Origin of the sequence: uncultured Albimonas sp., from assembly GCF_963977235.1 — a bacterium.
Taxonomy (GTDB): domain Bacteria; phylum Pseudomonadota; class Alphaproteobacteria; order Rhodobacterales; family Rhodobacteraceae; genus Albimonas.
Genome location: NZ_CAXBOD010000109.1, coordinates 1 through 7,184 on the forward strand (window position 1 = coordinate 1; position 7,184 = coordinate 7,184).

At 74.7% G+C, this 7,184-nt stretch carries 7 protein-coding genes; 5 read left to right on the plus strand and 2 right to left on the minus strand.

The window, feature by feature from the left end:
- Nucleotides 1-272: 272 nt before the first annotated feature.
- Nucleotides 273-968 carry a monofunctional biosynthetic peptidoglycan transglycosylase gene (gene mtgA, locus AAC134_RS23065; RefSeq protein WP_339952020.1) on the plus strand — a complete coding sequence of 232 codons (696 nt, stop codon included), beginning with the start codon at nucleotides 273-275 and terminating at the stop codon, nucleotides 966-968.
- 17 nt (nucleotides 969-985) lie between these two features.
- Here the strand turns inward: mtgA and AAC134_RS23070 are convergent, their stop codons facing one another.
- Nucleotides 986-1,705 carry a cyclic nucleotide-binding domain-containing protein gene (locus AAC134_RS23070; protein ID WP_339952022.1) on the minus strand — a complete coding sequence of 240 codons (720 nt, stop codon included), beginning with the start codon at nucleotides 1,703-1,705 and terminating at the stop codon, nucleotides 986-988.
- Nucleotides 1,706-1,955: 250 nt separating this feature from the next.
- On the opposite strand from AAC134_RS23070, the gene AAC134_RS23075 reads away from it, so the two are divergent.
- The 3 genes from AAC134_RS23075 to queG all read left to right on the plus strand — a co-directional run bounded on the left by AAC134_RS23075 (nucleotide 1,956) and on the right by queG (nucleotide 4,739).
- Nucleotides 1,956-2,633: a glutathione S-transferase family protein gene (locus AAC134_RS23075; RefSeq protein ID WP_339952024.1), complete on the plus strand. Its 678-nt coding sequence runs from the start codon at nucleotides 1,956-1,958 to the stop codon at nucleotides 2,631-2,633.
- Nucleotides 2,634-2,760: 127 nt separating this feature from the next.
- Entirely contained in the window at nucleotides 2,761-3,516 is a 756-nt protein-coding gene (locus AAC134_RS23080) for a hypothetical protein (protein ID WP_339952026.1), read from the plus strand.
- Between the two features lie 104 nt (nucleotides 3,517-3,620).
- Nucleotides 3,621-4,739 (plus strand): tRNA epoxyqueuosine(34) reductase QueG, encoded by a 1,119-nt coding sequence (queG, locus tag AAC134_RS23085; RefSeq protein WP_339952032.1) that lies wholly within the window; start codon nucleotides 3,621-3,623, stop codon nucleotides 4,737-4,739.
- 313 nt (nucleotides 4,740-5,052) lie between these two features.
- Here the strand turns inward: queG and AAC134_RS23090 are convergent, their stop codons facing one another.
- Nucleotides 5,053-6,159, minus strand: coding sequence for a hypothetical protein (locus AAC134_RS23090; protein WP_339952028.1), 1,107 nt, complete (start codon nucleotides 6,157-6,159; stop codon nucleotides 5,053-5,055).
- Between the two features lie 56 nt (nucleotides 6,160-6,215).
- Between AAC134_RS23090 and AAC134_RS23095 the strand changes: the two genes are divergently transcribed.
- Nucleotides 6,216-7,091 carry an SDR family oxidoreductase gene (locus AAC134_RS23095; RefSeq protein ID WP_339952030.1) on the plus strand — a complete coding sequence of 292 codons (876 nt, stop codon included), beginning with the start codon at nucleotides 6,216-6,218 and terminating at the stop codon, nucleotides 7,089-7,091.
- Nucleotides 7,092-7,184 lie beyond the last annotated feature (93 nt).

A 7,184-nucleotide genomic window follows, 5' to 3' on the forward strand; every position in this document is an offset into this window, starting at 1 on the left:
GGCGAGGGGGGAGAAGCTCCTGACTCACCAAAGAACAAGCCGCGCCTGTTCTCCGGAGCCGTCTCTCGCTTCTGATGCCTGAGCGACTCGGCCGGAGGGGTCAAGGACAAGCCGGCTTCGCCGGTCGCTGCGCGATCCCTGACCCCTCCGGCCGAGTCGCTCTGATCGGCATCCGCGAGAGACGGCTCCGGAGAACAGGCGCTCCCGGCAGGCGTTGTCGCCGGGCGGCGCGCGGCCTAGCTTGCGGGCGAGCGGAGGCGACGGGGAGAGGCATGGCCAGGAAACAGACCAAGCGGCGCGGGCTGCTGCGCCGGCTGGCCGAGATCGTCTTCCTCGTGGCCGCAGTGGTGGGGGTGTGGGTGGCGCTGTATCGCGTGCTGATCCCGCCGACCACGATCTACATCGAGCAGGAGCGCTGGCGTCTGGGCGAGATCGACCGGCGCGCGCTGGATTTCGAGGCGCTGCCGGCCCGGGTGCGGCTGGCCTTTCCCGCGGCGGAAGACGCGCGGTTCTGCGCGCACTCGGGGTTCGACGTCGAGGCGATCCGGCAGGCGCTGGAGTCGAATGCAGAGGGGGGGAGCCTGCGCGGCGGCTCCGGCATCAGCCAGCAGGTCGCCAAGAACGCGTTCCTGTGGCAGGGGCGCGGTTGGGTCCGCAAGGGGCTGGAGGCGGGCTTCACCGTGCTGGTCGAGGCGCTGTGGCCCAAGCGCCGGATCCTCGAGGTCTACCTCTCGGTCGCCGAGATGGGCGAGGGGATCTTCGGGCTCGAGGCCGCGGCCCAGCGCCATTTCGGCGTCGGCGCGGCGCAGCTGACCGCGCGCCAGGCCGCCCTGATCGCCGCCGCCCTGCCCGACCCCAAGACCCGCAACCCCGCCCGTCCCAGCGGCTGGCTGTCGCGCCGCGCCGCCGCGATCGAGAGCGGGGCGGGAACGCTGGAAGCCTCGGGCGGGGGCTGCGTGCTGGACTGAGCGGCGCGCGGGGCCCGTCAGACGGCGAGGCGCGAGAGGGTCTCGGTCTCCTGCGGGATCAGCTCGGGCGCGGGGCGCACGGCCGACACCTTGCGCGCCAGGTCGCGGCCCAGAATCGCTTCGAGCGCGGGGCGCAGCGTGGGGTCGCGGCGGAAGGCGTCGCGCAGGATCTTGCCGTCCCACTCCAGCAGCTCGGCCCCCGGCAGGACGGTGATCGTGGCCGGGGCCGTGGCGCCGGTGACGAAGCTGACCTCGCCCACGAAGAACGGGCCGTCGACCTCGGTGACCTGGCCGTCGCGCTCGACCCGCAGGGCGCCCTCGGCGAGATACCACAGGTGTTCGGGCGCCCAGCCCGCGCGGGTCAGGCGCAGGGGGGCCGGGACGGGACGGCGCTCGGCCAGGCGCAGCAGGGCGCGGAAGGCGGCCGGAGAGATCGGGCCGAAGGCGCGGCGCAGCGTCCGGTCGCGCGCGCGCACCGAGATGGGCGAGGCCGACCAGGCCGACCAGCCGAGCCCCAGCAGCGTCCCCACGCAGACCAGCGCCATCGCCGCGATCGCCAGCCGCGCGGCCGTGGCGGCGGGAAGCCTTCCCTCGAGCAGGATCGAAGCGATGCCGCCGCAGACCGCCGCGACCAGCACCAGCAGGCGCAGCCTGCGGATGTCGCGCAGGCCCAGGCCGAGCGCCGCAAGCCCCGCTCCGACGAGCGCCAGCGCCTCGCCGATCGCGATCGGATCCATGCTGAATCTCCTGTCTGTGCGACGCACTTCACCACAGGATGGCCCGAAGTTCACCCCTGATGACGCAACGGAGGCGCGGCGGCGCGTGCAGGCCCCATGGCTTGCATCGGCGCGGCGCGGACGGCAGGGTCGGCGCGCCGTGCGGCTCGCCTGTCGCGGCCGGCAGACCCCCGCCGCGCCAGACGCCACGCCGCGCCAGCCCCGACGCCGCCCCAGACGACACGACGCCCCAGACCCAACGCCGAGCACCATGCGCCGACTGCATCACATCCCCCTCTCCCCCTTCTGCCGCAAGGTCCGCCTGGCGCTGGCCGAGAAGCGGCTGGAAGTCGACCTCGTGGAGCAGACGCCCTGGGTGCGCAGCCTCGAGTACCTGCGCCTGAACCCCGCCGGCTCGGTCCCCGCCTTCGAGGACGACGAGGCCCACGGCCGCGCCGTGATCTGCGACAGCGCGGTGATCTGCGAGTACCTCGAGGAAACCCGGCCCGAGCGTCCGCTGCTGCCCGGCGACCCGCTGGCCCGCGCCGAGGCGCGCCGGCTGGTGGCTTGGTTCGACGACAAGATGCACCGCGAGGTCACCGCCAATCTGGTGGACGAGCGGGTGATGAAGAAGGTGCGCGGCGGCGGCCATCCCGACAGCGGGCGGATCCGGGCCGGCTCGAAGAACCTGGCCACGCATCTGGAGTATGTCGGCTGGCTGGCCGACCAGCGCAAATGGCTGGCGGGCGACGAGATCAGTCTGGCCGATTTCGCCGCCGCGGCGCATTTCAGCTGCCTGGACTACATCGGATACGTCGCCTGGGATTCCGTGCCCTCGGCCAAGGACTGGTATCAGCGGATCAAGTCGCGCCCGGCCTTCCGCACGTTGCTGGCCGACCACCTCTCGGGCTTCCCGCCGCCGGCGCACTACGCCGACCTCGATTTCTGACCGCGAGGCGAACGCGGCCGCAGGGGCGTCCGGGCCCGCGGCGCGGCCTGCGTCCCGCCGCAGGCGGAGATTGCCGGTGCGGCGCCGGCGTGGTAGACAATTCATGTTCGATACAGGCGATTTACGCTTGTTCAGATACATTAACGGGGTAGTCATCTACATGAAGCTCCCGGCACTGCTTCTCGCGCTTGGCGCGACCCTGGCCCTCGCCGCCCCGGCGCAGGCCCTGGTCAGCTTCACGAGCGCGATCGACGCCACGATCGAGGCGACGTCGGTTCCCCAGGGCGTTTCCGTCAGCTATGGGTTTTCGAGCTATTCCGGCTATGCCGACGGCTTTGGCAGCTACGACGCGGACTGGTCGGACGATTTCGTCATCGACGGGAAGACGCTGCAGTTCACGCCCTCGGTCTCGGGCGCGACGGACGCGCTGGCGGTGATCGAGGCGGCCTCGCTGAACGACGGCGCGGTGCGGCTCGAGAACCTGTCGGACTCGATCTCGACGGTCGACTTCCTGCTGCGCTACGACCTGCGGGCCGAGGTGACGGGCGACGACCCCGAAGCGACCAGCAAGGCGTTCGCCACCCTGATGATCGAGACGCTGGAGGCCCGGCCCTCGGTGTACGAAGCCGTCGACATCTATGCGGGCGGCGACTACGGCCCGAAGCTTGCGCATGAGACCGGCGCCTGGAGCTTCAGCATCGTGCTGAACCCGGGCGAGAGCCGCACCCTGATGGTCTACGCCGACGCCATGGGCTACCTCGAGCGGACCCAGGGCGCGGCCTCGCCCGTGCCCCTGCCCGGCGCGCTGCCCCTCGCGGCAGCCGGCTTTGCGGCCCTGGGCGGCGTGGCGGCCCTTCGCCGCCGGCGCCAGACTCCGGGCTGACCCGGGCGCCCTCCCCGCCGGCGCCCGAGGGGGCGGACGCGCCCCTGCCGCCGGCGGACGACCACTCCCGCGCCCCTGACGCCGCCGCCGCCGCCGCCGCCGCCCTGAAGGCGGAGCTTGCCGAGCGCGCCCGCGCCGAAGGCTTCGTGGGCTTCGGCGTCTGCCGCGCCGATGCGCTGGGCCCCGGCGGCGGCGAGACCGCGGCCCGCCTGCGCCGCTTCCTCGCCGAGGGGGCCCATGGCGACATGGGCTGGATGGAGGCCCGCTCCGCCTGGCGCGGCGACCCCAAGACCCTGTGGCCCGAGGCCCGCTCGATCGTGATGCTGGCCGAGAGCTACGCGCCCGCCGAGGACCCCCTGCACCTGCTGGCGATGCCCGACCGGGCCTCGGTCTCGGTCTACGCGCGCGGGCCGGACTACCACGACCGGGTGAAGGGCAAGCTCAAGCGGCTGGCCCGCTGGGCGGCCGAGCGGACGGGCCAGCCGGTGAAGGTCTTCGTCGACACCGCCCCGGTGATGGAGAAGCCGCTGGCCCAGGCTGCGGGGCTCGGCTGGCAGGGCAAGCACACCAACCTGCTGGGCCGGGACATCGGCAACTGGGTGTTCCTCGGCGCGATCTTCCTCGCCGCCGACCTGCCCCCCGACGCGGCGGAGGCCGAGCACTGCGGCTCCTGCCGGCGGTGCCTCGACATCTGTCCGACCAACGCCTTTCCCGCGCCCTTCCAACTGGATGCGCGGCGCTGCATCTCCTACCTGACAATCGAGCTGAAGGGTCCGATCCCGCGCGATCTGCGGCCCCTGATCGGCAACCGCATCTACGGCTGCGACGACTGCCTGGCGGTGTGCCCGTGGAACAAGTTCGCGGTGCAGGCCAACACCCTCTACCAGGCGCGGCTGGAGCTGAACCGCCCGCGGCTGGCGGATTTCGCGGGGCTGGACGAGGCCGCCTTTCGCGAGGTGTTCCGCGGCTCGCCGATCAAGCGGATCGGCCGGGCGCGGTTCCTGCGCAACGTGATGGTGGCGGTGGGGAACTCGGCGCTGGAGTCGCTGATCCCCGCGGCCGAGGACCGGCTCGACGACCCCGACCCCCTGGTCCGCGGCCACGCTGTCTGGGCCCTGTCGCGCCTGTCCCCCGCCCGCCTGCGGGCAAGCGAACGCGCCGACCCCGACCCATCGGTGGCCGAGGAATGGCGCCTCGCGCTGGCCGAGACCGCCGCAGGCTAGATCAGCCCCGGGGGCGCAAGCCGGAGGGTGTCGCCGCCCACGGCCACGCGCTCCCCGACGCTGACGATCGGGCCCCGCGCCCCGAAGCTCGTCCCCCGCGCGGATCTGGTTCAGGCCCGAGACGTCGCAGGCGCCCGAGACGCTGGCCGCCCCGTCGGCGCCGACCCCTGACATGAATGACGATCAGCGCCTGGGCGGGCGTGGTGGCGGTCGGCGCATGACCGCCGGGATGGCAAGGGGGATCGGAAGACGCAGGCCGATGACACGGCTCGATTGACGCGCCGCCGCGAGGTTCCGGGGCAATGGACCCTGTTCAAGCCCAACCGAACGCCGCCGACCCTGCCTCACTCCGCCGGCGCGACCGGCTCGGCCTCCGGCGTCGCGGGCGGCGTCGGGGAAGCCGGCGCAGGGTCGTCTTGCGGCGCGGGCTCGACCTCCGGCGCGGGCGCGGCGGGGGGTCCTGGCGCGGTTCGGCCGGAACCGGCGCCTCGCCCGGCCCGTCGAGCAACTGGAGGGCGCGGCGGGCGCGGTCGCCGGCCTGGCCCTCGCGGTCGCGGGCGATGGCGCGCAGGAAGCTCTCCCGGGCCCGCTCGGGGCGGTCGGCGGCGACCTGCGCCTCGCCCAGCGCCAGCCAGGCGGCCGGGTCGCGCTCATCGAGCGCCGTCACCCGGCCGGCGTCGGCGAGGGCGCCGGCGATGTCGCCGGCCTCGGCCCGCAGCCGGGCGCGCAGGCGCAGGCCGGGCAGGTCGCGCGGCATCGCCTCCAGCGCGGCGTCGAGATCGGCGAGAGCCTCCCCCCCCCGGCCCAGCGCCGCCAGCGCCTCGGCCCGCTCCCGCCGCAGCACCGGACCGGCGCCGGGAAGGGCGAGCCCGGCCTCGGCCGCGGCCAGCGCCTCGCTCGGCTGCAGGGCGCGCATACGGAAGCCCGCGGCGACCTCGTAGAGGGCGGCGCGCGCGGGCGAGGGCAGCACGTCCTCCGGGGCCCGGCGGGCGGCATCCTCGAGCCGCGCGGCGGCGGTGGCGAGCGCCCCCTGCGCCTCCAGCGCCAGCGCCTCGCAGACCGCGGCCGGCACGCCGCCCCCGCGCCGGCCCCAGTCGCGCGCGACCTCGCGGGCGGCGGCGGGATCCTGGTCGACCAGGGCCTGGCAGCGGGCGGAATCGGCGGCGCGGGCGGCGGCGTCCGGCGCGGGCGCAGGCCCGACGGGCAGGGTCAGCGGCGCGCCGCCGAACGAGTCCGCGCCGGGCAGCTCAAGGTTCGGGTCGGGGTTGGGCGCCCGCGTCGGATCGGGCCTCACGCCGCCTTCGCCGGGCCGCTGCGCGGGGGGCGAGGCGGCCTCGGGGGCGGCCTGGGCGACCAGCGGCGCGGGCGCCAGCGCCGCGGCGCACAGCGCGGCCGCAGAGCAGACGGCGATCCATCGCATCGGGAACGATCCTCGGTTAGACGGGAGGCGACCACATCTGGCGCGGAGGCCCGGCGATGTCCACCCCCACCCTCTTGAGTCTCGGCCACGGCTACTCGGCCCGTCGGCTGGCGCGCGACCTGCTGGCCGAGGGCTGGCGCGTGATCGGCACAACCCGCTCGGAGCAGAAGGCCGAGACGATCCGCGCCGAGGGCGCCGAGGCGCTGGTCTGGCCCGCGGACGACGCCGACCTCGCCCCCCTGCTGGCCCAGGCGAGCCACCTTCTGATCTCGGCCGGCCCGGACGCCGAGGGCGACCCGGTCCTGCGCGCGGCCGGCGCGCAGATCGCCGCCGCGAAGCCCGCCTGGGTCGGCTACCTTTCGACCACCGGCGTCTATGGCGACCGCGGCGGCGCCTGGATCGACGAGAGCTCGCCCCGCACCCCGTCGAGCCGCCGCGGCGCCTGGCGGGTGGCGGCCGAGGACGCCTGGCTGGGCCTGCACGCCTCGGCCGGCCTGCCGGTGCACGTGTTCCGCCTGGCCGGCATCTACGGCCCCGGCCGCGGCCCGTTCGAGAAGGTGCGCCAGGGCGCGGCGCGGCGCGTGATCAAGGAGGGGCAGGTGTTCTCGCGCATCCATGTCGACGACATCGCCGCCACCCTGCGCGCCAGCATGGCGCGTCCCAACCCCGGCGCCGCCTACAACGTCAACGACGACCTCCCCGCCCCGCCCGAGGACGTCATCGCCCATGCCGCCGAACTGCTGGGCCTGCCGATCCCCCCCGCCGTCCCCTTCGAGGAGGCGGAGATGACCCCCATGGCCCGCAGCTTCTATTCCGAGAGCAAGCGCACCTCCAACGCCCGCATCCGCGAGGAGCTGGGCGTCGAGCTCGCCTTCCCCAGCTACCGCGAGGGCCTGGCGGCCCTGCTGGCCGACACGCGCGACCCCGCCTGACCCCGGGCGCCCCGGCGCGACGTCCGACACCCCGCGGAAGCGCCTGTTCTCCGGAGCCGTCCCTCGCTGATGCCGATCAGAGCGACTCGTCCG

Bases quoted from the DNA above. Each gene is read 5' to 3' on its own strand.
- AAC134_RS23090 (WP_339952028.1), bottom strand. From the start codon at position 6,159: ATGCGATGGATCGCCGTCTGCTCTGCGGCCGCGCTGTGCGCCGCGGCG.
- mtgA (WP_339952020.1), top strand. From the start codon at position 273: ATGGCCAGGAAACAGACCAAGCGGCGCGGGCTGCTGCGCCGGCTGGCC.
- AAC134_RS23095 (WP_339952030.1), top strand. From the start codon at position 6,216: ATGTCCACCCCCACCCTCTTGAGTCTCGGCCACGGCTACTCGGCCCGT.
- AAC134_RS23075 (WP_339952024.1), top strand. From the start codon at position 1,956: ATGCGCCGACTGCATCACATCCCCCTCTCCCCCTTCTGCCGCAAGGTC.
- AAC134_RS23070 (WP_339952022.1), bottom strand. From the start codon at position 1,705: ATGGATCCGATCGCGATCGGCGAGGCGCTGGCGCTCGTCGGAGCGGGG.